25 protein-coding genes are annotated in these 23,766 nt (G+C 71.5%); 17 read left to right on the top strand and 8 right to left on the bottom strand.

All coding sequences use genetic code 11. The features are described from left to right. Positions 1-45 precede the first annotated feature (45 nt). The 3 genes from sthA to IEJ02_RS23800 form a co-directional block, all read right to left on the bottom strand. Entirely contained in the window at positions 46-1,449 is a 1,404-nt protein-coding gene (gene sthA / locus IEJ02_RS23810; RefSeq protein ID WP_191066724.1) for a Si-specific NAD(P)(+) transhydrogenase, read from the bottom strand. Positions 1,450-1,548: 99 nt separating this feature from the next. After that, positions 1,549-2,277, bottom strand: coding sequence for a YoaK family protein (locus tag IEJ02_RS23805; protein ID WP_191066723.1), 729 nt, complete (start codon positions 2,275-2,277; stop codon positions 1,549-1,551). A 147-nt stretch (positions 2,278-2,424) separates the two neighbouring features. After that, on the bottom strand, positions 2,425-3,054 hold the full coding sequence (locus IEJ02_RS23800; protein WP_191066722.1) for a CGNR zinc finger domain-containing protein: 630 nt from the start codon (positions 3,052-3,054) through the stop codon (positions 2,425-2,427). Between the two features lie 55 nt (positions 3,055-3,109). Between IEJ02_RS23800 and IEJ02_RS23795 the strand changes: the two genes are divergently transcribed. Then, entirely contained in the window at positions 3,110-4,078 is a 969-nt protein-coding gene (locus IEJ02_RS23795; RefSeq protein ID WP_191066721.1) for a ketopantoate reductase family protein, read from the top strand. Here the strand turns inward: IEJ02_RS23795 and IEJ02_RS23790 are convergent. Then, entirely contained in the window at positions 4,050-4,514 is a 465-nt protein-coding gene (locus tag IEJ02_RS23790) for a DUF2000 domain-containing protein (protein ID WP_191066720.1), read from the bottom strand. The genes IEJ02_RS23795 and IEJ02_RS23790 overlap by 29 nt on opposite strands. A 99-nt stretch (positions 4,515-4,613) precedes the next feature. Here IEJ02_RS23790 and IEJ02_RS23785 point away from each other — a divergent pair, with 99 nt between their 5' ends. Next, the gene (locus IEJ02_RS23785) at positions 4,614-5,108 is read left to right on the top strand and encodes an Lrp/AsnC family transcriptional regulator (RefSeq protein WP_191066719.1); all 495 of its coding nucleotides are present in this window, start codon (positions 4,614-4,616) and stop codon (positions 5,106-5,108) included. 90 nt (positions 5,109-5,198) lie between these two features. Here the strand turns inward: IEJ02_RS23785 and IEJ02_RS23780 are convergent, their stop codons facing one another. Continuing rightward, the gene (locus tag IEJ02_RS23780) at positions 5,199-6,626 is read right to left on the bottom strand and encodes a purine-cytosine permease family protein (RefSeq protein WP_191066718.1); all 1,428 of its coding nucleotides are present in this window, start codon (positions 6,624-6,626) and stop codon (positions 5,199-5,201) included. Positions 6,627-6,707: 81 nt separating this feature from the next. Beyond that, the gene (locus tag IEJ02_RS23775; protein WP_137981497.1) at positions 6,708-7,625 is read right to left on the bottom strand and encodes a flavin reductase; all 918 of its coding nucleotides are present in this window, start codon (positions 7,623-7,625) and stop codon (positions 6,708-6,710) included. Between the two features lie 220 nt (positions 7,626-7,845). Here IEJ02_RS23775 and IEJ02_RS23770 point away from each other — a divergent pair, with 220 nt between their 5' ends. The 14 genes from IEJ02_RS23770 to IEJ02_RS23705 all read left to right on the top strand — a co-directional run bounded on the left by IEJ02_RS23770 (position 7,846) and on the right by IEJ02_RS23705 (position 22,208). Continuing rightward, positions 7,846-8,985: an LLM class flavin-dependent oxidoreductase gene (locus IEJ02_RS23770; protein WP_223864308.1), complete on the top strand. Its 1,140-nt coding sequence runs from the start codon at positions 7,846-7,848 to the stop codon at positions 8,983-8,985. Further along, on the top strand, positions 8,978-9,589 hold the full coding sequence (locus tag IEJ02_RS23765; protein WP_191066716.1) for an amino acid synthesis family protein: 612 nt from the start codon (positions 8,978-8,980) through the stop codon (positions 9,587-9,589). The genes IEJ02_RS23770 and IEJ02_RS23765 overlap by 8 nt, the downstream gene beginning before the upstream one ends. Beyond that, the gene (locus IEJ02_RS23760; protein ID WP_191066715.1) at positions 9,586-10,137 is read left to right on the top strand and encodes an amino acid synthesis family protein; all 552 of its coding nucleotides are present in this window, start codon (positions 9,586-9,588) and stop codon (positions 10,135-10,137) included. The genes IEJ02_RS23765 and IEJ02_RS23760 overlap by 4 nt, the downstream gene beginning before the upstream one ends. A gap of 16 nt (positions 10,138-10,153) precedes the next feature. Then, positions 10,154-11,077 carry an alpha/beta fold hydrolase gene (locus IEJ02_RS23755; protein WP_191066714.1) on the top strand — a complete coding sequence of 308 codons (924 nt, stop codon included), beginning with the start codon at positions 10,154-10,156 and terminating at the stop codon, positions 11,075-11,077. Beyond that, a complete protein-coding gene (locus IEJ02_RS23750) occupies positions 11,074-12,561 on the top strand; it encodes an aldehyde dehydrogenase (protein ID WP_191066713.1) in 1,488 nt (495 codons plus the stop codon). The genes IEJ02_RS23755 and IEJ02_RS23750 overlap by 4 nt, the downstream gene beginning before the upstream one ends. 148 nt (positions 12,562-12,709) lie before the next feature. Continuing rightward, positions 12,710-13,390 (top strand): GntR family transcriptional regulator, encoded by a 681-nt coding sequence (locus IEJ02_RS23745; protein WP_137981495.1) that lies wholly within the window; start codon positions 12,710-12,712, stop codon positions 13,388-13,390. Positions 13,391-13,616: 226 nt separating this feature from the next. Then, positions 13,617-15,902 carry a beta-glucosidase BglX gene (gene bglX / locus IEJ02_RS23740; protein ID WP_191066712.1) on the top strand — a complete coding sequence of 762 codons (2,286 nt, stop codon included), beginning with the start codon at positions 13,617-13,619 and terminating at the stop codon, positions 15,900-15,902. Between the two features lie 194 nt (positions 15,903-16,096). Further along, complete coding sequence (locus IEJ02_RS23735) at positions 16,097-17,017, top strand: AEC family transporter (RefSeq protein ID WP_191066769.1); 921 nt, start codon at positions 16,097-16,099, stop codon at positions 17,015-17,017. A 129-nt stretch (positions 17,018-17,146) separates the two neighbouring features. Next, complete coding sequence (locus IEJ02_RS23730; protein WP_317985890.1) at positions 17,147-18,058, top strand: quinone oxidoreductase family protein; 912 nt, start codon at positions 17,147-17,149, stop codon at positions 18,056-18,058. A 210-nt stretch (positions 18,059-18,268) separates the two neighbouring features. Continuing rightward, on the top strand, positions 18,269-19,087 hold the full coding sequence (locus IEJ02_RS23725) for a SigB/SigF/SigG family RNA polymerase sigma factor (RefSeq protein ID WP_137981493.1): 819 nt from the start codon (positions 18,269-18,271) through the stop codon (positions 19,085-19,087). 139 nt (positions 19,088-19,226) lie between these two features. After that, positions 19,227-20,066 carry an SDR family oxidoreductase gene (locus IEJ02_RS23720; protein WP_191066710.1) on the top strand — a complete coding sequence of 280 codons (840 nt, stop codon included), beginning with the start codon at positions 19,227-19,229 and terminating at the stop codon, positions 20,064-20,066. Positions 20,067-20,137: 71 nt separating this feature from the next. Beyond that, entirely contained in the window at positions 20,138-20,779 is a 642-nt protein-coding gene (locus IEJ02_RS23715; protein ID WP_191066709.1) for a cysteine peptidase family C39 domain-containing protein, read from the top strand. A 153-nt stretch (positions 20,780-20,932) separates the two neighbouring features. Further along, positions 20,933-21,760 carry an LLM class F420-dependent oxidoreductase gene (locus tag IEJ02_RS23710; RefSeq protein WP_191066708.1) on the top strand — a complete coding sequence of 276 codons (828 nt, stop codon included), beginning with the start codon at positions 20,933-20,935 and terminating at the stop codon, positions 21,758-21,760. A gap of 16 nt (positions 21,761-21,776) precedes the next feature. Then, complete coding sequence (locus IEJ02_RS23705) at positions 21,777-22,208, top strand: TIGR03668 family PPOX class F420-dependent oxidoreductase (protein WP_191066707.1); 432 nt, start codon at positions 21,777-21,779, stop codon at positions 22,206-22,208. A 20-nt stretch (positions 22,209-22,228) separates the two neighbouring features. Here IEJ02_RS23705 and IEJ02_RS23700 read toward each other — a convergent pair whose 3' ends face one another. Next, positions 22,229-22,606: a DUF2267 domain-containing protein gene (locus tag IEJ02_RS23700; protein ID WP_191066706.1), complete on the bottom strand. Its 378-nt coding sequence runs from the start codon at positions 22,604-22,606 to the stop codon at positions 22,229-22,231. A 147-nt stretch (positions 22,607-22,753) separates the two neighbouring features. On the opposite strand from IEJ02_RS23700, the gene IEJ02_RS23695 reads away from it, so the two are divergent. Next, the gene (locus IEJ02_RS23695) at positions 22,754-23,470 is read left to right on the top strand and encodes an HdeD family acid-resistance protein (RefSeq protein ID WP_191066705.1); all 717 of its coding nucleotides are present in this window, start codon (positions 22,754-22,756) and stop codon (positions 23,468-23,470) included. A gap of 98 nt (positions 23,471-23,568) precedes the next feature. Here IEJ02_RS23695 and IEJ02_RS23690 read toward each other — a convergent pair whose 3' ends face one another. After that, positions 23,569-23,727, bottom strand: coding sequence for a hypothetical protein (locus IEJ02_RS23690; RefSeq protein WP_164502469.1), 159 nt, complete (start codon positions 23,725-23,727; stop codon positions 23,569-23,571). Positions 23,728-23,766: the final 39 nt, after the last annotated feature.

Below are 23,766 nucleotides of genomic sequence, written 5' to 3'. Positions count from 1 at the left end.
GAGGAGGGCGGGGGCCGGGGGCAGTCCCGCAGGAGGGGCCGGGGGTCAGTCCCGCAGGAGGTCGACCTCGCGCATCTTGTTGGTGGCGTCGAGCGCGGCGACCTTGTAGGACTCGGCGAAGGTCGGATAGTTGAACACCGCGTCCACCAGATAGTCGACGGTGCCGCCGCAGCCCATCACGGCCTGGCCGATGTGGATCAGCTCGGTGGCGCCGGTGCCGAAGCAGTGCACCCCGAGCAGCCGCCGGTCCTCCGGGGAGACCAGCAGTTTCAGCATGCCGTGGGCGTCGCCGACGATCTGGCCCCGGGCCAGCTCGCGATAGCGCGAGACCCCGACCTCGAAGGGCACCTTCTCGTCCGTGAGCTGGTCCTCGGTGCGGCCGATGAAGCTGATCTCGGGGATGCTGTAGATCCCGATCGGCTGCAGGTGGTGGATCGGGTTCACCGGCTCCTCGCACGCGTGGTACGCCGCGCTCCGCCCCTGTTCCATGGAGGTCGCGGCCAGGGCCGGGAAGCCGATGACATCGCCGACGGCGTAGATGTGCGGCACGGCGGTGCGGTAGTGCTCGTCCACCGCGATCCGGCCCCGCCGGTCGGCGGTGAGCCCCGCCTTGGCGAGGTCCAGCGCGTCGGTGAGCCCCTGGCGCCCCGCGGAGTACATCACCGCGTCGGCGGGGATCTTCTTACCGCTCTCCAGGACGGTCAGGGCGCCCCGCGGATGGCGTTCGACGGCCGCCACGGTCTCGCCGAAGCGGAAGGTGACGGCCAGGTCGCGCAGCCGGTACTTCAGCGCCTCGACGATCTCGACGTCGCAGAAGTCCAGCATCCCCTCGCGCTGCTCGACCACGGTGACCTTGCTGCCCAGGGCGGCGAACATCGAGGCGTACTCGATGCCGATCACCCCGGCGCCCACGATGACCATGGAGCGCGGCACCCGCTCCATGTTGAGCACGCTGTCGGAGTCCATGATCGTCCGCTCGTCGAACTCCACGCTCGCGGGGCGGGCCGGGCGGGTGCCGGTGGCGATCACGATGTGCCGGGCGGTGAGCAGCTGCTCCTGGCCGGTGGCGTCCGTGACCGCCACGGTGTGGTCGTCCACGAACCGGCCGGTGCCGGGGAACATCGCGACCCGGTTGCGGGAGAGCTGGTTGCGGACGACGTCCACCTCCCGGCCGACCACATGCTGGGTGCGGGCCGTCAGGTCGGCGACGGTGATCTCCTCCTTGAGCCGGTAGCTCTGGCCGTAGAGATCCCGCTGGGTCAGCCCGGTGAGATAGAGCACCGCCTCGCGCAGGGTCTTGGACGGAACGGTTCCGGTATGCAGGGAGACCCCGCCCACCATCTCCTTACGGTCGACGACGGCCACCCGGCGACCGAGTTTCGCGGCGGCGATGGCAGCCTTCTGGCCACCCGGCCCGGACCCGATCACAAGCATGTCAAAGTCGGTCACGGGCCGAGTCTGACATCGGATGACGCTCCGCTGGAAGAGTGAATCGCCGGTCAACCCGCCCCGGGGCGGGCGGCGTTGGGGCGGGCTACTCGGGGTGCGCTACTCGGAGTGGGGCCAGAGATGGCCCTGGGCATCCCGGGCCAGGGAGGTCAGGGACGCCAGCAGTACGAGGCCGACCAGCCCGGTCGGCAGGGCGGGCGCGGCCCGCGCGGCGTGGGCCACCAGCAGCCCGCCGGCCGCGGCGCCCACCACCAGGCCTCCCAGCAGCGCGATGCTGAGCCGGCGCACCGTTCCGCTGCGTACCGCGTCGACCAGCACCCCGGTCAGGGTGCCGGTGAGGTAGGTGGTGGAGAAGCCGGGCGGCCCGACGGCGCGCACCAGACCGCTCTGCCCTCCCATGGCGAGCGCGGCCACCGCCAGCAGCCCGAGCTGCCGGCCACCGGCGGGGTGGCCGTCGGCGGACGCCCACACCGCCCAGAGCCCGCCGAGTGCGAGCAGTTCCACGGTGAGCGCGCACCGGGCCCGCAGGGCGGGCCGGGAGCCGCGCACGATCCGGCCGCTGACCAGCGCGCCCACGATGTATCCGGCCATGGCGACCGCGGAGTCCCGGGCGAGCGCCGCGTCCAGGGACGCGGTGGACATGCCGAGCAGGGAGAGGTTGGCGGTCATGACGCTGGTGAAGACGCCACCGAGGGCCAGGAAGCTGATCGCGTCCATCGCCCCGGTCGCCACGGTCAGCGCGACGGCGGCCGCCGCTCCCCCGGAACCGCGGGCCCGGCCGGGGGGTCGTGCTTCCGGTGCGGGGTCGGTGTCGCTCTCTTCGGCCATCGGCAACCCTCCGGTCACCTCGGGTGCCCCGGGCGGCTCACCGGAAACAGCGGCCCTGGGAGCGCCGGGGCGTAAGGAGACGGCCAGAGCGCCGGGGCTTCACGGCGCGGCCGGGGCGCCGGGGCTTCATATCCGAGCGCCCGGGCGTCAGGAGTCGGCCGGGGCGGCGGAGGCCTGCCGCTGCCGGTGTTTCGCGGCCTTGGCGCTGTTGCCGCACAGCCGCATGGAGCACCATCGGCGCCTTCTGCCCGGTGTGGGGTCGAGGTAGATCATGGTGCACAGCGAGGAGTCGCAGGCCCGCAGCGCCCCGCGCCGCTCCGGGTCCCCGAGCACCGCGACGAGGTCGCGGACGACGACCGACTGCAGCTCCCGCCCGGACAGCGGACGATCGGCGCCGTCCACCTCGACCCCGGTGCCGGTGGCCCTCAGCAGCGGCCGCGGCGGGGCGGGGCGCGCCCGGTCGTTGAGCAGCGCCACGGACGCGGCGGCCGGGGCCCGGCCGTGGACGACCGCCGCCACCACGTCGTACGCCGCCTCGCGCAGCGTCCACAGCTCGGTGAGGAGTTCGTCGGTGACGGCCTCGTCGTGGAGCCGCAGCCCGACGCCGTCACACCACTCCCGCAGCCGGTCGAGGGTGCCGAGGCGCTCGATCGGGGTGCTGCCGCGCCGCCCGAGGGACGCGACGAGGTTCAGGGCGAGGCTGCCGGCGTCGAAGCGCAGTGCCCGCAGCCGCGCGGTGACCCGCGGCCGCGGGACCCGCTCCGTCGAGGAATCCATGCGGATATAGTAACCGCCTGAAGGGTTACTAAGCGGCTGAGGACGAGGGGACAGCATGCGGATCGCGATCATCGGCGCGGGCGGCGTCGGCGGATACTTCGGCGCGCGGCTCGCCGCCGCGGGGGACGATGTCACCTTCGTGGCCCGGGGCCGCCATCTCGCGGCGATCCGGGAGCAGGGGCTGACGGTGCGCAGCCCGCTGGGGGATCTGCGGGTGCCGTCCGAGGCGGTCGTGCCGGCGGTCTCCGACCTCGAGGCCCCGGACCTCGTCATGGTGGCGGTGAAGCTGTGGGACACCGAGGACGTCGCCCGGCAGCTGGCGCCCCTCGCCGAGAGCGGCGCCGCGGTCGTGTCGTTCCAGAACGGGGTCCAGAAGGACACGGAGCTGCGGCGCCACCTGCCCGCGGGGTCCGTCCTCGGCGGGGTCGGCTACATCTCGGCGTTCATCGAGGAGCCCGGGGTGGTGGTGCACAACGGCACCCTGCAGCGGCTGGTGTTCGGGGAGTACGACCGCAAGGAGTCCCCGCGCGCCCGCCACTTCCTCGACCGCTGTCTCGCGGCCGGTGTCGACGCGGAGATCAGCGGGGACATCGAGCGCACCATCTGGGAGAAGTTCGTCTTCCTGGTGGGCCTTTCCGGGACCACGTCGGCGGTACGGCAGCCGATCGGCGTGGTCCGCGGGAATCCCGGATCACGGGAACTGCTGCGCGAGGTGATGCACGAGGTGGTCGCGGTGGGACGGGCCAAGGGCGTGGACCTGGACCCCGGTTTCGCCGACGACCGGCTCGCCTTCTGTGACACGCTGCCCGCCACGATGACGTCCTCGATGCACAACGACCTCCTGCGCGGCAACCGTCTCGAACTGAGCTGGCTCAGCGGGGCGGTGGCAGACCTCGGCGCCGAGCTGGGGGTCGCCACCCCGCGCAACCGGGCCATCGCCGACATCCTCGCCCCCTACGCGCTGGGCGATCCGGCCGCGACGGGCGGCGCGGAGGTCAGGGCAGCAGGGGCAGCTTCCCGATGAGCCTGCTCACCTTGTTCCGCGGGCCGACGAGGCTGACCGCGAGATAGTCGAGATCCTCGGTCTTGGTGCCGGCCAGGCTGTCGAGGTACTCGTCGTAGACCCGTGAGGTCTGGGCCTGTCCGGGCATGTCGACGAGGAACAGATCGTCCTTCTCGGCGGCCTTGGCCCGCAGCTCGCGCAGCGCCTCCGGGCCGGCCGCCAGGATCGAGCAGCCGGCCCACGGCAGCCCGGGGTGGCCGGCGCCGGAGCCGTCCCTGCCGTCCGGCCCCAGCAGCTCCGGCATCGCCCGGCCGACGGCGGCGGCCATGCAGGCGGCGGCGTTCACCGCCCGGCCCGCGGGCAACTCCTCGTCCACGACGATCACCCACTTGAGCTTCGCCTGCCGGGTGGACTGATCGGTGCGTACGTCCTCGTCGGACAGCTGGGGAACGGACACGAGCGGTACTCCTTGTCGATGGCTAACGTGGTGGACGGTACCCATCCATCCGAGCCGGAGCACGGCTCGCCGAACGTCCTCAGGCAAAGGAGCGCTTTCGTGGAACTTGATGCACTCGACCGTGCTCTTCTGCGGGAGCTGCAGAACGATGCACGCCAGACCAATCGCGAGCTGGCCCTGCGGACGGGGGTCTCGCCGTCGACCTCGCTGGAGCGGGTCCGCGCGCTGCGCGAGCGCGGCATCATCAGCGGCTATCACGCCGCCGTCGACCTGGAGGCGGTCGGCCGCCCCGTGCAGGCGCTGATCTCGGTGCGGATCCGCCCGCCGTCCCGGCCGGTCATCGAGGGGTTCCGGGAATGGGCCGCCCAGCTGCCGGAGACCATCGGGCTGTTCGTCACCTCCGGCGCCCATGACTTCCTCATCCATGTGGCGGTGCCGGACACCAATGGGCTGTACGCGTTCGTCATCGACCGCCTCACCGAGCGCCGTGAGGTGGCGGATGTGCAGAGCACGATGGTGTACGAACACGCCCAGTCGCGCTGTATCGACCCCGCCCCCGCCGAGCGCCCCGCGCCCCCGCGCCGGAGGCGGTAGCGGGACGGGGGTCAAGGGTGCGGGGTGTCTCCGAAGGGCGGGCGGTGTCGCCGTTCGCGACACCGCCCGCCCCGGTTCATCGACGCCGCGTCAGGAGCCCGCCACCGCCGCCGTCTTCTCCGGCTGAGGCTCGGCCGTGGCGGGGGTGTCCCGTGTCCACAGCGGCCGCAGCCGGTAGGTCAGCAGATAGAGCACGGCCGAGGCGCCCGCCGCGACGAACATGCTGAGATCGCCCGCGTGCGGATACGCCGAGGCGAACGCCCCGGTGTAGAGGTCGGACTGCCAGAACGGCACCGAGGCCAGCACTCCGCCGACCCAGGCGACGAAGCCCCAGGAGAGCACCCGTCCGCGGTCGTACAGCTCGGCGATCCGGCCGGGGTCGGAGCGGCCGCCCAGGTGGTAGTCGAGCAGCAGCACGGTGGCGAACGGCGCGATGAAGTACGCGGTGAGGTTGAGGAACACCGAGAACTTGTCCTCGGTCCCGGAGTGCCCCCACAGGCTGATCACATACGCCAGCGCGCAGATGAGGGTGACGGCCTGGGTCCGGGTGACCGGCACCTTCAGCGTCTGGACGGAGATCGCGCCGCCGTAGACGTTGAGGAAGTTCTGCGCGAGGGCGGAGAGCCCGATGGCGATCAGGGCGGGGATGGCGAACGGCCCGGTCAGCTGGTGCAGGGCGGTGATGGAGTCGGTGCTGGTGGCGTTGGAGCCGAGGAGCACACCGAGGATGCCGAGCCAGCAGATGGTGACGAAGTTGCCGAGCCCGGTGTACCAGGCGGTGCGCTTCACCACGCGTGGCGAGTCGGGCAGATAGCGCGAGTAGTCCGAGGCGAACGGCGCCCAGGCGACGAGGAAGGAGAGGAACCAGCCGCCGAAGGTGATCCAGCCGCCGGTGGAGCCGACGTAGTCCGCCGCCTTCGGATCGGCGTCGAAGGTGCCCGCGCCCCGCACCAGGGCGACCACCGTGATCATCACGAACAGCGGGGTGAGGACGTAGGTCAGCACCCGCTGCAGGAAATTGATCATGTTGTAGCCGTAGATGGACACCACCAGCTCGACCAGGGTGAGCGCCAACCCGCAGACCCAGAAGGGCAGCTGGGTCAGCTCGGCGATGGCCTTGCCGCCGAGGATCACGGTCACGGCGGCCCAGCCGACCCCGGCGAACACATTGATGTACGCCACCGGCAGGAAGTTGCCGAAGAAGCCGAGCGGGCCCCGGGCCTGGATCTGCTGGGGCACCCCCAGCCGTACGCCCATCCGGGACATCACGGCCATCAGCAGCGAGCCGAGACCCGCGCCGACCACGATGGCGGCGACGGCGGCGCCGAAGCTGAGGCCGAGTCCGACCGCGCTGAACCCGAGCAGGATGATGGGGAAGTTGAGACCGGCGGCGAACCAGACGAAGAACTGCGAACTGGGCTTGCCGTGCCGCTCGTTGTCGGGGATGTGGTCGACCCCGAAGGGCTCCACCTTGGTGACCGCGCTGCCGTACACCGGCGCCGTGTCGTCGTGGGTCATGGGCGTGCTCCTGGGACGGGAGGAGTGGGCGTCAGGGGGTGGCGGGGGGCCGGTGGCGCCGCGGATCGGGGTGGCGGTGTCTCACCACGGCAGCGGCGCGGTGTGGGAGATGTCGAAGAAGCCGCCGCCGCTGTAGACCAGCGGGGCCAGCTCCTCATGGCGGGCGGACACCACCCGGCCGGTGAAGACGGTGTGGCTGCCGGCCTCCAGCCGCTCGCCGATCTCCACCTCGAGCTGGGCGCAGGACCGGTCGATCAGCGGGACGCCGAACTCACCGGGGGTCCAGGACAGCCCGGCGAACTTGTCGTCCGCCTTGGAGGCGAAGGTCTTGGCCACATCGAGCTGGCCGGCGGCGAGGATGTTGATCCCCAGGTGGCTCGCCCGGTGCAGCGCGGGGTGGGTCGTGGAGGTGCGCTGCACACAGACCAGCACCATGGGTGGATCCAGTGAGATGCTGGCGAACGCGTTCACCGCGAGCCCTCGGGGCTTACCGTCGTCGTCGCAGGTCACGACGGTGACACCGGTGATGAACTTGCGGTGTACGCCACGGACCACATCGGCGTCGACGGCCGCCCGCTGGGTGGTGGTGACGATCCCGAGCGCCTCCAGCAGCTGGCGCGGGTCCCAGGTCACCCACTCCTCGCTGACCACACCGTGGTCGAAGCGGGTGAAGGTGGCGCCGGAGACCTCGACCGGCCGTCCGGTGGCCGGGACCCCGAGGAAGTCGCCGGTGTGACTGCCGGTGCTGCGCCAGCGGATCGCCAGCGATTCGCCGTCCTCGACGATCTCCTCGATCTCGGTGTGGAGATCGGGAAAGGCCCGGCGGATGGCGCGGATGGACTCCTTGAACTGCTCTCGGTCCTGGGGCGCCGCGGCGGGCCCGCGGCGGCGTACATAGGCGGGGCCGAGCAGCTGGTCGAGCGCGTCGACCTCGCCCCGGTCCCAGACCGCCTGCCAGGTGGAGCGGATGCGGGCGGTGCGGTCAAGAGTGTGCGTCATGACGTCTTCCCTCAGTCAGCTCTTGTATGGCAGAGGACCGTAGAAAGGCCATCGGCGACTGTCAACACCTTGGGACAGATGAGCCGAGAAAGTTCCGAGCGCTCAATAAAGGCACAGGTCAAGGTTGTTTTCCTGCCGTTGACCCTTGACGGGCCCGATACGGACTCCTAGCCTCCCTGCCATGGCACAGCGTGAGCCGGAAGAACAGGACGGACGCTGCATGCGCTTTTCGATATTCCACAACCTCGGCGCCCCGGGCCGTCTCGGCAGTTACGCCGACGTCATGGACGAGGCCCGGGAGTTCGCCGTCACCGCGGACCGGGCGGGTTTCTGGTCCACCTGGTACACCGAACACCACTTCGGGCACGAGGCGATCGAGATCACCCCGAACCCGGTGCTGATGGGGGCGGACATCGCCGCCCGTACCGAGCACATCCGGATCGGCCAGGCGGCCTCGATCGCCACCTTCTGGCATCCGCTGCGGCTCGCCGAGGACATCGCGATGCTCGACCAGCTCTCGGGGGGCCGGGTCGAGGTCGGCCTCGGCCGGGGGCTGTACGGCCGCGAGGCGCTCAACCTCAACGCCCTGGCCGACCCGCGCGACCAGGAGCAGAACCGCGCCCTGTACGACGAGACCGTGGAGGTCCTGCGCAAGGCGTGGAGCGGCGAGTTCTTCTCGCACCAGGGCCGGTTCTACGAGTTCCCCGCACCCGGGGTGAAGTGGAACCACCCCCTCTCCCCCGCCACCCCGGACTACACCGACGCCGGTGTCATCACCAAGATGCAGGTCACACCGTTTCCGCTGCAGCGGCCGCACCCTCCGCTGTGGCAGGTGATCGACAGCCCCCGCTCGATCAAGTCCGCCGCGGCCGACGGCGTTCAGGGGCTCTTCTGGCTGCCGCCGGTCTCCGCGCTCAAGGAGCGGTTCGAGCTCTACCGGGACACCGCGAGCCAGGCGTCCGGGCGCGAGTACGCGCTGGGCGAGGGCATCGGCCTGGTGCGCGATGTGTATGTCGCCGACACCATGGAGCAGGCGCGCGCCGAATTCGAAGAGGCGCTGATGACCACCTACCGGTGGATCATGCACTGGCGGGGGCTGTCCAACCTCATGGAGGCGGGCGAGGAGCTCTCGGACGCCCACGAGCTGTCCTTCGACTTCCTCCAGGGGCGCAATCTGCTGGTCGGCACCCCCGAGTACGTCTCGGAGAAGATCGCCGAGCTGCGCGATGAGGTGGGGTGTGAGCACCTGCTGCTGTGGACCACCCACCCCGGTCTGCCGCACCGCAACGCGATGCGCAGCCTGGAGCTTTTCGCCGAGAAGGTCATGCCGCGGTTCACCACCGGTGGCGGTCATGGCTGAGGCACGGCTGCGCAAGGTCGTCACCGTCGCCGATGAGCCGCTGCTGGAGCTCGGCCGCCCGGTCGCGGTGCCGGTGCGCCGGGTCGCGGCGGCCGCGGTGATCAGCAATCCCTGGGCCGGCGGCGGCTTCGTCGCCGACCTGGGGCCCGAGGTGGAGCGGATCGCACCGGGGCTGGCCCGGCTGCTCACCGACCGGATCAGCGAGGCGCTGGGCGGGGTGGACCGGATCGAGTCCTTCGGCAAGGCCGCGATCGTGGGCCTGGACGGGGAGATCGAGCACGGCTCCGCGCTGATCCACACCCCGTTCTTCGGCAATGTCTTCCGCGAGCTGACCGAGGGCACCTCGATCATCGTCTTCAGCGACGACCGGCTTCCGGCCGGTGAGCCGCTGACCGTGCCGCTGTGGCACAAGACCGCGGCCGCGACCCGCTCGCACTACCAGACCTGCCAGATCCGCATCCCCGACGCGCCCCGCCCGGACGAGATCGTCGTCATCGCGGCCGGGGCATCCGGCCCCCGCCCGAACGCCCGGATCGGGGACCGCGCCACCGACCCCCTCATCCGCCTGGCCGATCTGGACGACGACCTGGAGACCGTGACATGAACATCCGCAAGATCATCACCTTCACCGAGGACGTCCACAGCGAGGGCGGCCGCCCGGTGGACCCGCCCGCCCGTACGGCCGTGGTGCTGGCCGTCATCGAGAACCCCTGGGCCGGCCAGGGCTTCGTGGCGGATCTGCTGCCGGGGATCGACGAGGTGGCGCCGAAGCTGGGCGAGCTGCTGGCGCCGCGCGTGGTCGAGGCGCTGGGCACGCCGGTGGAGGCGTACGGGAAGGCCGCGATCGTGGGCCTGGACGGGGAGGTCGAGCACGGCTCCGCGCTGATCCACACCCTCAAGTTCGGCGACCACTTCCGCCGCGCGGCGAACGCCACGACCCTGCTCCCGGCCGTGGAGAAGCGGGCCGCCCCGGGCACGGTCTTCGACATCCCGCTCAAGCACATCACCGACGCCACCATCCGCTCGCACCACCAGAGCATCGAGGTCCGGGTGGCGGACGGGCCGCGCGCCGACGAGATCGTCGTCGGGCTCGCGGCGGCCGCCCAGGGCCGCCCCCAGGCCCGGCTGGCGCCGCTGTCGACGGAGCGGTGAGCGCACGGTGAGTGAGATGGGCGGGTCCGACGCGGCTACGGGGGCGCGCGTCCCGGCCTCCCGGGCCGGTGCCCCGGTGGCGCTGAGCCACGAAGCGCACGGCGACGGCCCGGAGCTGGTGCTGCTGCACGGCGTCGGCCTCGACCGCCGTATGTGGGACCGGTGTCTGCCGGCCCTCGCGGCCCGGCACCGGGTGACGCTGGTCGATCTGCGCGGCCACGGCGCCTCCCCGGCCGCGGCGGCCGGGGTGTCGCTCGCCGAGCTGGCCGCCGACGTCGGGGCGCTGCTGAGCGGCCCCACGCATGTGGTGGGCTTCTCGCTCGGCGCCCTGGTCGCCCAGCGGCTGGGTCTTGACCGGCCGGAGCTCACCGCCTCGCTCACCCTGGTCAGCTCGGTCGCGGGCCGGTCGGAGGAGGAGCGCGCCGCGGTGGCCCGACGCCAGGAGCTGGCCGCCCAGGACTTCGGGGCGTCCGCGTGGGCGGCGGTCGACCGCTGGTTCTCGCCCGCCTGGCGGGCCCAGGACCCGGAGCTGGCGCGGCGGGTGCTCGATACGCTGCTGGCCAACGACCGGGCCTCCTACCTCGCGTGTTACCGCGTCTTCGCGACCGCCGACACCGCGCTGTGGCGGTGGCTGCCCCGGATCGCCGCGCCCACCGTGGCGGTGACCGGTGAGCGGGACCCCGGCTCGACACCGGCCATGTCGCACCGGCTGGCCGAGCGGATCCCCGGCGCCCGGGCGGTGATCGTGCCCGGCGCCCGCCATCTGCTGCCGCTGGAATGCCCCGGGGAACTCGCCGACGTGATTCTCACCCACACCGGAAGCCACAACGGAAGCCACGGAAACCGCAACGGAACCCACGGAAGTCACAACGGAATCCACGGAAGTCGTACCGGAACCCACCCCGGAGCCCCCACCGGACAGGAGTCCCACCGCTCATGAACCCCCTGCCGCGCCATGACCACTACATCGCGGGCGAGTGGACCGCCCCCGCCGAAGGCGGCTACTTCGCGAGCGTCAACCCGGCCACCGCCGAGCCCTGGTACGAGGCGGCGCGCGGCACCGCCGCCGATGTGGCCCGTGCGGTGGGCGCCGCCCGCACCGCCTTCGAGGATCCGCGCTGGCGCGATCTGAGCCAGACCCGGCGCGGTCGGCTGCTGCGGAACCTGGGCGATCTGATCGGTGACCACGCGGAGCGGCTGGCCCGTACCGAGACCCTCGACAACGGCAAGCTGCTGCGCGAGATGCGGGCCCAACTGGCCGGGCTGCCCGAGTACTTCCACTACTACGCGGGGCTCGCCGACAAGATCCAGGGCGAGGTGATCCCCGGGGCGAGCCGCGAGCTGCTCAACTACACCCTGCGCGAACCGGTGGGCGTGGTCGGCGCCATCACCCCCTGGAACTCCCCGCTGCTGCTCACCACCACCAAGCTGGCCCCGGCCCTGGCCGCGGGGAACACGGTGGTGGTCAAGCCCTCGGAGCACACCTCGGCCTCGCTGCTGGCGCTCGCACCGCTCTTCGAGGAGGCGGGGTTCCCTCCGGGGGTGGTCAATGTGGTCACCGGGTACGGCCCGGAGGCGGGCGGGCCGCTGACCGAGCACGACGGCGTGTCCAAGGTGACCTTCACCGGCTCCAGCGGGACCGGCCGCCGGATCGCCCGCACCTGCGCCGACCGGCTGATCGGCTGCACCCTGGAGCTGGGCGGGAAGTCGCCCAACATCATCTTCCCGGACGCGGATCTGGGCTCGGCCGCCATGGGCGTGATCGCGGGCATCTTCGCCGCCGCGGGTCAGACCTGTGTGGCGGGCAGCCGGGTGCTGGTGCACCGGGAGGTGTACGACGAGGTCCTGGAGCGGGTGACGGCGCGGGCGGCCACGATCCGCATCGGCGATCCGCTGGCGGAGACCACCGAGCTCGGCCCGCTCGCCCTCGCCGAGCAGCTGGAGAAGGTCGAGTCGTACGTCGAGCTGGGGCAGGCCGAGGGCGGAAAGGTGGTCTGCGGCGGCAGGCGGCCGGAGACCGGTCTCGACGGGTACTTCTACTCCCCCACCGTCTTCACCGGCACCGACAACGGGATGCGGATCTGCCAGGAGGAGATCTTCGGGCCGGTCGCGACCGTCATGCCCTTCGGCTCCGAGGAGGAGGCCCTGGCGATCGCCAACGACTCCGCGTACGGCCTGGCGGCGGGCGTGTGGACCCGGGATGTGAACCGGGTGCACCGGATGGCCGCGCGGCTGGAGGCCGGGACGGTGTGGGCCAATACCTATCGCTCGATGTCGCCGATGTCGCCCCGGGCCGGGTTCAAGACCAGCGGGATGGGGACCGAGCACGGCACGGAGGTGATCCGGGAGTACACCCGGCTGAAGAGCGTCTGGATCAACACCAGCGAGGAGCCCGCCGGGGATCCCTTCATCCTGAGGTCCTGAAGCTCTGAGGTCCTGAGCCCCGAGGTCCTGAGGTCCTGAGGTTCCGCGGCCCCCGGCCCCTGGACCGAGGAAGGGTTGTTGTATGGCACAACACACCTGCGTTCCCACAGTTGACGGGAAGCGACGGCCACACCTAGGGTCACGTGCCATGCAACGACCCACAGGGAAGCGGCTTCAGCAGACCAGCATGCAGGCGAGGGTCGCCGAAGAGCTGCGGCAGATGATCATCAGTGGTGAACTGCCGCCCCGCTCCAGCCTCTCCGAGATGGCGCTGTCCGAGACCTTCGGCGTCAGCCGGACGCCCATTCGCGAGGCCCTCAAACAGCTCCAGATCGAGGGCTTGGTCGAGGTGCGGCCACGGGTCGGAACGTTCGTCGCCGTACCGTCCCGGCGCGAGCTCACCGAGCTGTTCCAGATGAAGGAGCTGCTGGAGGGCGCCGCCGCCCGGCTGCTCGCCTTCCGCGGGAACGTACCGGAAGTGGAGCGGCTGGAGGCCAATATGAAGGCGGCCGACGCGGCCGTCCGGGACGGCGACACCGAGCAATACGCGGCACTGGTCCACGAGTTCCACGATCTGATCGTGGTGGGCGCGGACAACGGCAAGCTGGAGGCGCACTACCGCACCCTGATGAACCAGCTGGCCTACGCCCGGCTGGTGCGCACCTCGCTGTCCCGGCCCGGCCGGCTGGACGAGTCCGACGACGAGCACCACCGCGTCCTCAATCTGATCCAGGCCAAGGACGGCGACGGCGCGGAGCGGGTGATGCGGGAGCATGTGCGGATGAGCCACCAGGCCCTGATGGCGGGCATGGACGAGCGCCGGTCCTGACAGGGGCCGGTTCACCCGTGGCCGACCGCGCCGACCGCGGAGCGCGGCGGTCCGCACACGATGAGCACACGCGGCCCAGGACGTACCGGGGGCCGGGACGCCGATCCTGTCGTACGTTGGCAGAAGACCCAGGTGGCGGCCCACATCCCGCGCGGGGTCGCCACCTGCGTGGTCTTGAGGAACCGGGCTCGGGGAGAACCGATCGCCGAAGACCAGGACGAAGACCATGAACGATGTGCGCAGACGTACGGTGCTCGCCGCGGCCGGGGGGACGGCCATCGCGGGCAAGGCCGCGGCCGCCCGTGCCCAGGCCCCGCCGGCCCCCTCCGCCGGTCAGGCCCGGCCGGGGCGGGAGCCCGGTCCGTACGAGACCAGGATCCGGGCCCTGATGGCGCGGATGTCCATCGACGAGAAGCTCGGCCAGCTCCAGCAGCTCGCCTGGACCGGCGCCACCGGGCCCGGTGGCGGGCAGACCGCCGCCGCGGAGAAGGCGGCCCGCGGGGGCAGGCTCGGCTCCGTGCTCAACATCTACGGGGCCCGCACCACCAACACGCTCCAGCGGATGGCCGTCGAGGAGTCCCGGCTGGGCATTCCGCTGGTCTTCGGGCTCGATGTGATCCATGGCATGTGGACCACCTTTCCCATCCCCCTCGCCCAGGCCGCCGCCTTCGACCCCGCGGTGGCGGAGCGGGACGCGGAGGTGTCGGCGCGGGAGGCCCGCTCCAACGGGGTGCACTGGGCGTTCTCGCCGATGATGGACGTCACCCATGAACCGCGCTGGGGGCGGATCGCCGAGGGCGACGGCGAGGACCCGTATCTGGCGGCCCGGCTCGCGGCCGCCAAGACCCGCGCCTACCAGGGCGACGACCTGCGCTCCCGGCACCACCTCGCGGCCTGCGCCAAGCACATGATCGCCTACGGGGGCGTCGAGGGCGGCCGCGACTACAACACGGTGGACGTCTCCGAGACCCGGCTGCGCAACTTCTACCTGCCCCCGTTCCGGGCGGCCCTGGACGCCGGGGTGGCCACGGTCATGGCGAGCTTCAACACCGTCAGCGGGGTCCCCGCGCACGGCTACCGGCACGCGCTGACCGAGATCCTCAAGGAGGAGTGGGACTTCGGCGGCTTCGTCGTCAGCGACTACAACGGCGTTCAGGAAATGATCGTCCACGGCTATGCCGCCGACCGCTCCGACGCGGCCCGGCTGGCCTTCGACGCCGGGATCGACATGGAGATGGCCAGCACCACCATCAACGAGTACGGCAAGCGGCTGCTGCGCAGCGGTGAGATCACCACCGAGCGGCTGGACGACGCGGTGGCCCGCATCCTGCGGCTGAAGTTCCGGCTCGGGCTCTTCGAGCGCCCCTACGCGGACGAGGACGCGGCGATCCCGGGGCCCACGAAGGCGTCCCGGGCGGCGGCCCGCGAGGCGGCCGGACGCACCATGGTGCTGCTCAAGAACGAGAAGTCCACGCTCCCGCTGGACAGATCGGGCTCCATCGCGGTCGTCGGCCCCTTCGCCGACTCCACGGATCTGCGCGGCTCCTGGGCCGGTCCCTGGGCCGAGAAGTTCCGCCCGGTCACCGTGCTGGACGCGGTCAGGGACGCGGCGCCGAAGGCCCGGATCAGCCATGTCGAGGGCGTGGACGCGTCCGGCCGGAACACCCGGGGCATCGCACGGGCGGCCTCGGCGGCCAGGGCGACCGATGTGACCGTGGTGGTGGTCGGGGAGGCGGCGACGCTCAGCGGGGAGGCGTCCGTGCGCAGCGACCTCGGCCTGCCCGGCCGGCAGGAGCGGCTGATCTCGGCGATCGCGGACACCGGCGCGCCGTTCGTGGTGGTGCTGCTCAGCGGACGTCCGCTGACGATGGAGGGCTGGCTGGACCGCACACCCGCCGTGCTGCAGGCGTGGCATCCGGGGATCGAGGGCGGCAACGCCATCGCGGATGTGCTCTTCGGCGCCGTGAACCCCGGTGGCAAGCTGCCCGTGACCTTCCCGCGCACGGTCGGCCAGATCCCCATCTACTACAACCACGAGAACACCGGGCGCCCTTACGACCGGGCCAACCACTACACCTCCAAGTACCTCGACCTGGCCCATGGACCGCGGTTCCCCTTCGGCCACGGCCTCAGCTACACCACCTTCGACATCGGCGAACCCCGGCTCAGCGTCAGCCGCATCCGGGCCGAGGCGCTGCGCAAGGGCGACACCGTCGAGGTCGCGGTGGCGGTGCGCAACACCGGGCGCCGCGAGGGCGATGAGGTGGTGCAGCTGTACATCCGCGATCCGGTGGCGAGCATCGTGCAACCGGTACGCAGGCTCAGTGGCTTCCGCCGGGTCAGCCTCGGCCCCGGGAAGGCCACCACGGTCCGGTTCCGGCTGAGCGCCGAGGAGCTGGGCTTCTGGACCCAGGATCCGCACGGCCGGTTCCTGTTGCAGAAGGGCGAGATCCGGGTCTTCGCGGGCAACAGCTCCCTGGCGAAGCGGGGCCGCACCCTCACCATCACCTGAGCCCGGACACCCCCGCTCGTCAGCGACATCACAGCGCGGCGACCGAATTACTTGTAGGGTGCATGCTGACCCTACGCACCCCGGAAGACGCCCTTGATGACCGCCGCGCCCTGGCCCTCGACCACCACGACGAGCGGACGAGACCCCGCGGCACCCCGCGCGGGCCACATCGGCAACGGTGGGGCGGGGGCGCAGTGGGCGGTGTGATCACCGGCTTCGGTGTCATCGCGACCATCATCGTCACCGGCTATGTCATCGGGCGCCGCGGTTCCTTGGGCGTCCACGGCCGCGATGTGCTCACCAAGCTCTCCTTCGATGTGGCCTCGCCCGCGCTGCTGTTCACCACGCTCTCCAAGGCCGACCTCTCCGTCGTCGTCTCCACTCCGCTGCTGGTGACGGCGCTGAGCACCTTCGTGGTCGCGGGTACGTTCGTGGCCGTCGGCGCGGTACGGCGGTGGAGTGTCGGCCGGACGACGATCGGCGCGCTGTGCGCGAGTTATGTGAACGCGGGCAACCTCGGCATCCCCATCGCCATGTACGTCCTGGGCGACGCGAGTCTGATCGCCCCGGTGCTGCTCTTCCAGCAGCTCGTCATGACCCCGATCGCCCTGACGGTCATCGACCTCTCCCGCCCCGATGCGCGCCCCTCGCTGATCCGCAGGCTGACCAGCCCGTTCCGGAACCCCATCGTGATCGGCTCGCTGTCCGGTGTCCTGGTGTCCGCCACGGGCTGGCGGGTTCCCGGGCCCGTCCTGGAACCCCTCTCGCTGCTGGGTGGCATGGCCGTGCCCGCCGTACTGCTGGCCTTCGGGATCTCGCTGCCGGGCAGTCAGCTTCCCGGGCGCGGCGAGGAGCGCGGGCCGGTGCTGCTGTCGGTGGCGCTGAAGTCCTTCGCCCAGCCGGTGGTGGCGTGGGCCATCGCGGCGGGTGTGTTCCGACTGAGCGGCCCGGCGCTGTTCGCCGCCGTCGTCACCTCCGCGCTACCGGCGGCCCAGAACCTGTTCACCTACGCCTCCCGGTACCAGACCGCCACCGTCCTGGCCCGTGAGTCGATCCTGCTGTCCACCCTGCTCGCGCCGGCGGTGCTGATGACGGTGGCCGCACTGCTGGGCTGAGACCGCCCTCGGCCAGCCGCGGCCCCACCGTAAAACCTGCCACTGATAGGCTTGTGCCACTCAATGGCGTTTCTTGCGAGGGGTGTTGCCATGAAGGCCGTCATCGTGCCGTCGTTCGGAGACTCCGATGTGCTGCGGGTCATCGACCGGGCCGAGCCCCGGCCCGCGCCGGGCCAGGTCCTGATCCAGGTGGAAGCCGCCGGGGTCGGCTACGTCGACGTCATGGCGCGCAAGGGCGACTACCAGCCGCTCTCCGAGCCCGGCTTCATCCCCGGCGTGGAGGCGGCCGGCACCGTCGCTGCCGTCGGTGAGGGAGTGGACGGGCACTGGGTCGGTCAGCGGGTCTTCGCGCTGACCGGACGCGGGGCCTACGCCGAATCGGTCGTCGCGGGCGTCCGCGACATCGTGCGCCTACCGGAGGGCGTCAGCGCCGCACACGCGGTCGCGCTCGGCGTGAACGCGCTGGTCGCGAGCCTGGGCCTGGAGCGGGCGAACATCAAGAAGGGCGAGCGGGTGCTGGTCAGGGGCGCCGGCGGAGGTATCGGGCTGATGGCTGTGCAACTGGCTGCCTTGTCCGGGTGCGAGGTGACCGCGATCACCTCCTCGCCCGAGCGTAGCGATCGCCTCCGGGACCTCGGCGTCGCGCATGTCCAGGACCGCACGGCGGGCCAGGACGGCAGCGGGAACACCTACGACATCATCGTCGACCCGGTTGCCGGGGCGGATCTCGGCCGCTACATCGAGATGTTGCGGCCCAACGGTCGGTACTTGCTGTTCGGAGCCGCAGGAGGGGTACCGGCGCCAGACGCCTTCGGCAGCATCATGACCACTTACCACAACTCGCCGACGCTCTTCGCCTTCAGTCTCAACTCCGTCGACGCTGACACGGTCGGGGCGGCAGCGGCCGAGCTCTTCGGTCAGGCGGCCCGAGGTGACCTGCGGGCGGTCATCGATGAACAGGTCCCTCTCGCCGAAGCTCACCGTGCGCACGAGCGTCTCGAATCAACTCCCGTGTTCGGAAAGATCACACTGCGTCCCTGACGCGACCGGCCTCGCACGGGAAGAACTTTGTTTGCCCCTGGAGGCCCAGGGCAGGCGGATATTCGTGCTTCGGACCGTAGGCACGCACCGCGGGAGCAGTCTGCAACGCTCCAGACCGCGGCGGCGCGCCGGTCCGGACGTCCCCGTGAACCTCCCGCGATGCACCCCGGTCCCAGGTGACCCGTCAGCCCATCGCAGGAGGTGTGTTCCATGACGACCGCGACGCAGGACATGACACGGCCCCAGACCGGCCCCACGAAGCACCCGCACGACGACGCGCCGGACACCAGCGCCGAGTTCGCGGAAATGGCCCGGCTCCCCGACGGGCCGGAGAAGGAGGCGCTGCGCCGCCGGGTGGTGGAGGCGTGGATGCCGATGGCCGGGCGGCTGGCCCGGCAGTACCGCAACCGCGGCGAATCCATCGAGGACCTCCAGCAGGTGGCCGCGCTCGGCCTGGTGAAGGCCGTCAAGCGGTACGACCCGGAACACGGCACCGCCTTCGCCGGGTTCGCGGTGCCCACCATCGTCGGCGAGATCAAGCGCCACTTCCGGGACCACCTGTGGGTGCTGCACGTCCCCCGCCGGGTCCAGGAGCTGCGCAACCGGGTGCGGGCCGCCCACCGCGAGCTGTCCCACTCGGTGGACGACCGGCCGCCGCGGGCCCAGGAGATCGCCGAGCGCACCGGGCTGACCGAGAAGGAGGTGCGCGCGGGCATGGAGGCCATGGGCGGCTTCACCCCGCTCTCCCTGGACGCCCAGCTGACCGGCGCCGACGACGGCTACTCGCTGGCCGACACGCTCGGCGCCCAGGAGCCCGCGTACGATCGGGTGGTGGACCGCGAGGCCGTGCGCCCCGGTCTCAGCCGGCTCCCCGACCGGGAGCGGCAGATCCTTTACCTGCGCTTCTTCTGCGATATGACACAGAGCCGGATCGCCGAGCAGCTGGGCATCTCCCAGATGCACGTCTCACGGCTCATCAACCGCACCTGCTCCACCCTGCGCGCGCAGGCGCTGGCCGAGGCCAACTGAGCCGGTCGCCACGTTGCGCCGCTGGAACGATGTGCATCGCCTTAGCGGGTGACCGTGGCGCCGTGGGGGGCTACGGCTCCCCCGGCGGGCTGCGAGGGTCGGGGCGGCGGGTGACGGACCGACGAAGGAGACCGAGCCAGTGAACAGCAATCCCGATCGTCCCCCTCCGGTGCACGTCCCGGAACTCCTCAAGGGGCAGAAGGCGCTGGTGACCGGGGCGAACTCGGGGATCGGAAAGGCCACCGCGATCGCGCTGGGCCGGTCCGGCGCCGATGTGGTGGTCAACTACGCCAGCGACCGGCCGGCCGCCGAGGCCGTCGTCGCCCAGCTCCAGGGCCACGGTGTGCGCGCCTACGCCCATCAGACGGATGTGTCCCAGGAGGACCAGGTCGTCGACATGGTGTCCACCATGGTCGACCGCCTGGGCACCATCGACATCCTCGTCGCCAACGCGGGGCTCCAGCGGGACGCGCCCACGACCGAGATGACGCTCGAGCAGTGGCAGAAGGTCATCTCCGTCAACCTCACCGGCCAGTTCCTGTGCGCCCGGGAGGCCATCAAGGAGTTCCTGCGGCGCGGTGTGGTCCCGGAGGTGTCGCGAGCGGCCGGGAAGGTCATCTGCATGAGCTCGGTGCACCAGACCATCCCCTGGGCCGGCCATGTGAACTACGCGTCGTCCAAGGGCGGCGTGGCGATGCTGACCCAGACCCTGGCCCAGGAGTTCGCACCCCACAAGATCCGGGTGAACGCGATCGCGCCGGGCGCCATCAAGACCCCGATCAACCGCGGCGCCTGGCAGACCCCCGAGGCGCGCGACTCCCTCCTGGAGCTCATCCCGTACGGCCGCGTCGGCGACCCCCTGGACATCGCCAACGCCGCCGTCGTCCTGGCCTCCGACCTGTGCGACTACGTGGTGGGCACCACGCTCTACGTCGACGGTGGCATGACCCTCTTCCCGGGCTTCGCCACCGGTGGCTGAGCGGCGCTTCGCCACGGGTGGCTGAGCGGGGGCCGGGGCGCGGCGGGCGGAGTTCGGGAAGACTGGGGCACATGCCCGAGACCCCGGTTTCCCTCATCCACCCCGTGCCCTACTACGCCCAGTGGGAGTCGCCCGGCCTGGTGCCCGGCATCATCGCGGGCACGCTGTCGGCGGCCGACGATCCGCTGTGGCAGAAGTCCGGGGCCGCGAGCCCGGAGGAGTACGCGTTCTGGTCATGGCGGCTGTGCGGGATGGCGTGTCTGCGCATGGCACTGGACCACTGGCACGGCACCGCGCCGCCCGCGGTGACACTCGCCGAGGAGTGTGTCGAGGCGGGGGCGTATGTGCGCCACCAGGACCGGGTGGACGGGCTCATCTACGCCCCGTTCGCCGACTACGCGCGGCGGCGCTGGGAGCTGTTCGCCGAGTCCCGGCCGCGGCTGCCGGCCGAGGAGCTGCCGGGACACCTCGCGGCCGGGCGGCTCGCGATGCTCTCCGTCCACCCCTCCCTGCGCACCCTGGACCCGCGGCCGCCGCACCGGGGCGGCCATCTGGTGCTGGCCGTCGGGGCCACCCCGGACCATCTCCTCGTGCACAACCCGTCGGGCTTCCCGGACGGCTCCCAGCGCTTCGCCGAGGTCCCCTGGGGCGACCTCGGGCGGTTCTACGCGGGGCGCGGGGTCCTGCTCGGTCCGGGCGGGCCCCGGTCGTAGGGCTCGTGCCGCCCGGTCCGCCCGGTCCGTCCGCGTCCGCCCGCGTCCGCCCGCGTCCGTACGTGTCACTCGTGCGCAGCGTTGTGGTTCCCGCGCGGCCGGGTACCCATGTGGTTCCCGTAGATCCTCCACGCACCGTCCCAGGGAGCCGCAGTGAAGTTCGGCGTATCCACGTTCGTCACCGACCAGGGCATTCGGCCCGCCCCCTTGGGGCGGGCCCTCGAGGAGCGCGGTTTCGACGCGCTCTTCATCGCGGAGCACAGCCATATCCCGGTGGATCGCCGTACCCCCTATCCGGGGGGCGGGGACCTGCCGGAGGTCTACTACCGCACCCTCGACCCGTTCGTGACGCTGGCCGCGGTCGCCACGGTCACCCGGCGTCTGCTGCTGGGGACCGGTATCGCCCTGGTGGTGCAGCGGGACCCGATCACCACCGCCAACGAAGTGGCCTCCCTCGACCTGATCTCGGACGGACGGGCCGTCTTCGGGGTCGGCGCCGGCTGGAACCGTGAGGAGATGGAGAACCACGGGACCGATCCGTCCACCCGGGGCCGGCTGATGGACGAGCGGCTGCGGGCCATCCGCGAACTGTGGACGAAGGAGAAGGCCGAGTTCCACGGGGAGTTCGTGAACTTCGACCCCGTCTTCCAGTGGCCCAAGCCGGTCCAGCGGCCGCATCCGCCGATCTATGTGGGGGGTGGCGGCGACGCCGCGTTCCGCCGGATCGCCGCAGTCGGCGACGCCTGGCTGGCCAACAGCGGATCCCCCGAGGAGCTGCGCCCGCAGATGGAGCGGATGCGCGAGGTGGCCGGCCGCGATGTGCCGGTGACGCTGTACGCGATGCCCGAGGACGCCGAGGCGGCCGAGGGGTATCAGCGCATCGGTGTGGAGCGGGTGCTGTTCTACCTGCCGACGATGCCGGAGGCGGAGACGATCGCACGGCTGGACTCGATGGCCCGGATCGCCGCCCGCTTCCAGTGAGCCGACGGAGGTCGCGATGCCGCAGCTGACGAGCGCGCAGGCGCGCGAGCGCTTCGTACGGGCCAGGCTGGCCCGGCTGGCCACCGTCGGCGCCGATGACCGCCCGCATCTGGTGCCGGTGGTCTTCGCGCTGACCGGCGACACCGTGGTGACGGCCGTCGACCACAAGCCGAAGCGGACGACACGGCTGAAACGCCTGGACAACATCCGCGCCCATCCCGCCGTATGCCTCCTGGTGGACGACTACGACGAGAACTGGGACCACCTGTGGTGGGCGCGTGCCGACGGCACGGCCCGCGTCCTGCCACCGGCGGACGAGTCGGCCAAGTCCTCGGACCACGTCCGGCTGCTCGTGGACACCTACCCGGCCCAGTACGGGGACCGGCCGCCGCGCGGGCCGGTCGTGGAGATCACCGTCGGCCGGTGGAGCGGCTGGCGGGCCGGATGAGCCGAGCGCCCGTGGGCGGGTCAGCGCACGGACTCCGCCATCCTCGCGAACTCGCTGCCCAGCTGGGACATGGCGTGGCCGTACTCCTCGGCCGAGACGGCCTCCCGGAGCGTGGCGAGGACCGCCCGGACACCCCGGTCGGCCTCCGACTCGGACAGCCCGGTGCGCTCGTGCACCCTGCGGACCGACTCCTCGGGGTCGAAGACCTCCATCTCCCCCGGCCCACGCCGAAGGGACTCCCGGAGGTGTCCGGGCAGCTCCTGGGCGAGCTCGCGGGCCTCGCCCGCACTCAGGCGGGCCGCCAGGGTCTCGAGCGTGGCGCGGGTGACGTCCGCCGCCTCCTGCCGTGACAGCTGGGTGCGGTCAGCCACCGTCTGGAAGAACTCCCGGTCGTCCATGCGGGCCTCCCTATGACGCGCCCAGGACACGGCCTCACCCCCACCTTGCCATGCGGGTCCACCGCCCGCGAGGCGCTGCACCCGGCACGGAGGGACGATGGATCTGTGGGTTACGGCCATCTTGTTCCCCCGAGGAGGTGGACGACCATGACTTACTCCTCCGACAGTCCGCATGGCGCCGGGCAGCCGAGAGAGGAACCCTACGGCCGGCCGGGAGGGCCGCCCTCCGATGCGGGCACCCCCTACGCCACGATGCAGAACGTGCTGTCCAACACCACCTGGCAGGTCCTGGTGACCGCGGGTCTGGTGGCGATCGCGCTCGGTATCATGGTGCTGGCGTGGCCGGGGCCCTCCCTGGTGGTGATCGGCGCCCTGTTCGGCGCGTATCTGCTGATCAGCGGGATCTTCCAACTGGCCGGGGCCTTCGGGTCGCATGTCCCGAGGAATCTGCGGGTGCTGAGCTTCATCACCGGCGCGCTGAGCGTGCTGCTGGGACTGCTCTGCTTCCGGGGTCCGGCCCAGTCGATCCTGCTGCTCGCGCTGTGGATCGGCTTCGCCTGGCTGATCCGGGGCGTGATGCAGACGGCCACGGCGGTCTCCGGTGAGGGCATGCCCGCCCGGGGCTGGCAGGTGTTCCTCGGTCTGCTCACCATCCTGGGCGGGATCATCCTGATCGTGGCGCCCTTCGGCTCGATCACGGCGCTCACCGTGGTGGCCGGTATCTGGCTGCTCGCGCTGGGCATCATCGAGATCATGCACGGCATCCAGCTGCGCACCAGTCTCGGCGGACCCCGCGCCCCGCGCGCCGAGCACCGGGGGATGCACTTCCCCCGCTTCCGTTCACAGCCGCACCCTCAGGCGTAGCCCGGCCGCCGCGACGGCCGTGAGTGGCCGTCGCGGCGGACCGCGGACGATCAGGGGCAGGGGCTCCGGCTCGGGACGGGGTGGCGGCCTGTGGTGGGTCAGCGGGTCTGCACCCACCACGCCATCAGACCGATGGCCGCGGTGCCGCACGCGTACGAGGCACCCCGGACGAAGTTGGCGGCGGCGAGTCGGCCGTATCGACGCCATCTGCTGCTGGAACGGCTGGGTACCGGCGGGCGAACCTCCATGGTGTGCATATGGAGCCCCTTTCGTGAGCGTACGGACAGTGACTGTCC

It is taken from the genome of Streptomyces sp. 5-10 (assembly GCF_014712245.1).
In the GTDB taxonomy this organism is placed as follows: domain Bacteria; phylum Actinomycetota; class Actinomycetes; order Streptomycetales; family Streptomycetaceae; genus Streptomyces; species Streptomyces violaceusniger.
This window is presented reverse-complemented; position numbering and strand designations above follow the sequence as displayed.

What these genes read in the sequence shown, in the direction of transcription:
- IEJ02_RS23805 (WP_191066723.1), bottom strand. Translation starts at nt 2,277, where the DNA reads ATGGCCGAAGAGAGCGACACCGACCCCGCACCGGAAGCACGACCCCCC.
- IEJ02_RS23800 (WP_191066722.1), bottom strand. Translation starts at nt 3,054, where the DNA reads ATGGATTCCTCGACGGAGCGGGTCCCGCGGCCGCGGGTCACCGCGCGG.
- IEJ02_RS23795 (WP_191066721.1), top strand. Translation starts at nt 3,110, where the DNA reads ATGCGGATCGCGATCATCGGCGCGGGCGGCGTCGGCGGATACTTCGGC.
- IEJ02_RS23780 (WP_191066718.1), bottom strand. Translation starts at nt 6,626, where the DNA reads ATGACCCACGACGACACGGCGCCGGTGTACGGCAGCGCGGTCACCAAG.
- IEJ02_RS23775 (WP_137981497.1), bottom strand. Translation starts at nt 7,625, where the DNA reads ATGACGCACACTCTTGACCGCACCGCCCGCATCCGCTCCACCTGGCAG.
- IEJ02_RS23770 (WP_223864308.1), top strand. Translation starts at nt 7,846, where the DNA reads ATGCGCTTTTCGATATTCCACAACCTCGGCGCCCCGGGCCGTCTCGGC.
- IEJ02_RS23765 (WP_191066716.1), top strand. Translation starts at nt 8,978, where the DNA reads ATGGCTGAGGCACGGCTGCGCAAGGTCGTCACCGTCGCCGATGAGCCG.
- IEJ02_RS23760 (WP_191066715.1), top strand. Translation starts at nt 9,586, where the DNA reads ATGAACATCCGCAAGATCATCACCTTCACCGAGGACGTCCACAGCGAG.
- IEJ02_RS23755 (WP_191066714.1), top strand. Translation starts at nt 10,154, where the DNA reads ATGGGCGGGTCCGACGCGGCTACGGGGGCGCGCGTCCCGGCCTCCCGG.
- IEJ02_RS23750 (WP_191066713.1), top strand. Translation starts at nt 11,074, where the DNA reads ATGAACCCCCTGCCGCGCCATGACCACTACATCGCGGGCGAGTGGACC.
- IEJ02_RS23745 (WP_137981495.1), top strand. Translation starts at nt 12,710, where the DNA reads ATGCAACGACCCACAGGGAAGCGGCTTCAGCAGACCAGCATGCAGGCG.
- bglX (WP_191066712.1), top strand. Translation starts at nt 13,617, where the DNA reads ATGAACGATGTGCGCAGACGTACGGTGCTCGCCGCGGCCGGGGGGACG.
- IEJ02_RS23725 (WP_137981493.1), top strand. Translation starts at nt 18,269, where the DNA reads ATGACGACCGCGACGCAGGACATGACACGGCCCCAGACCGGCCCCACG.
- IEJ02_RS23715 (WP_191066709.1), top strand. Translation starts at nt 20,138, where the DNA reads ATGCCCGAGACCCCGGTTTCCCTCATCCACCCCGTGCCCTACTACGCC.
- IEJ02_RS23705 (WP_191066707.1), top strand. Translation starts at nt 21,777, where the DNA reads ATGCCGCAGCTGACGAGCGCGCAGGCGCGCGAGCGCTTCGTACGGGCC.
- IEJ02_RS23700 (WP_191066706.1), bottom strand. Translation starts at nt 22,606, where the DNA reads ATGGACGACCGGGAGTTCTTCCAGACGGTGGCTGACCGCACCCAGCTG.
- IEJ02_RS23695 (WP_191066705.1), top strand. Translation starts at nt 22,754, where the DNA reads ATGACTTACTCCTCCGACAGTCCGCATGGCGCCGGGCAGCCGAGAGAG.
- IEJ02_RS23690 (WP_164502469.1), bottom strand. Translation starts at nt 23,727, where the DNA reads ATGCACACCATGGAGGTTCGCCCGCCGGTACCCAGCCGTTCCAGCAGC.